Source organism: Vibrio sp. Vb2880 (assembly GCF_033337975.1).
GTDB classification, from domain to species: Bacteria; Pseudomonadota; Gammaproteobacteria; order Enterobacterales; family Vibrionaceae; genus Vibrio; species Vibrio alginolyticus.
The window spans coordinates 1-1,093 of record NZ_JAWORT010000075.1; the positions used below are offsets into that span (position 1 = coordinate 1).

Genomic DNA, 1,093 nt, shown 5'->3' on the forward strand with positions numbered 1-1,093 from the left:
TGGACAAAACCTTGTCAGTGCCTTCTCTAATTTAGAAAGCTACGAATAATCACAGGTATTGCAAAGTTGTTGTGAAGGGCTAGTGCGATGAGCAACATCGCACCAGAAAAGTATTGGCTGGGTTCGGATTAAGTGCCGTTAAGTTCAATCATCGAGCTTTAACGTACATCAAGTGCACTCCTGTTGGAGTGACTTTTGTTAAATCTCGGCTGTATACGTACCCATATTTTTCTAACAAGTCGATAGAGTGATATGTCCAGCCAGCAGCAAATGCCACGCCTGCCAATGCAAAATAAATACTAATTTTGTTAGCTAACTGCATAGCTCTTTGAGAATAAAGTTCATTAATCTTCTTCCCATATAGCAATGCTTTAGGTGTCATAAAAAGCACACACACTAAAGCCCCAAAAACACCAACAGGAACCCACAAGGTAATAACGGAAACTTGCACAGTATCGGCTCGATTCAATAGCTCAAGGTAATCCAAATAAACGCCATAAGAAGGATAAAACCAACACAACAGCATTAGTGAAACAAAAAATAAGCCAGCCAAACGGATTTTAGTTTTATATCGCACTTTCTAACCTTTCAACTATCGTTTGAGAAATTTTGTATTCGCCCCAAGCCCATTCAATTAGAAGATATGTCGCTGTTACAGCAATTGCACCGATAATTATCGGTTGACCTAAGACAGCAGCAGCAAACAATGCGGCTTCACCAACTGCGCTTTGGAGCATAAATTTGAACATGTCAGAGCCAACATTCCCAAACCAATCCACTAGGTGGTAATCATCTTTGAACACTAGGTCACTAGTAGCAATACTCGCCGATACAACAAACGTTAAAACTCCTGCACCTTTAAAGTTTGCAACCCTAGATTTCGGGCTAAAACCAGTTTGCATTGCTTTAAATGAATTAAGCGGGTATTTTTTTCCGTTCATGTTGATACGAGAGCCATTCACTAACGCATGTTTGAGTACTTTCCCGTTCTGATCTGTCCCATTGAATGCGACAAAGATTTTTCCTCTGCTCTCAACAAGATCCGCCTTAATGTTCATATCCCCGAATTGCTTAGCAATAGACGCGGCGTCAA

The 1,093-nt window shown here is 40.6% G+C and carries 1 protein-coding gene and 1 pseudogene; both read right to left on the reverse strand.

The annotated features are described in order from the left end of the window. Window positions 1-148: 148 nt before the first annotated feature. Window positions 149-577 carry a hypothetical protein gene (locus tag R7M92_RS24925; RefSeq protein WP_115385742.1) on the reverse strand — a complete coding sequence of 143 codons (429 nt, stop codon included), beginning with the start codon at window positions 575-577 and terminating at the stop codon, window positions 149-151. Next, a pseudogene (locus R7M92_RS24930) lies at window positions 567-1,093 on the reverse strand (hypothetical protein); the annotation flags it as partial. The pseudogene R7M92_RS24930 and the gene R7M92_RS24925, both read right to left, overlap by 11 nt.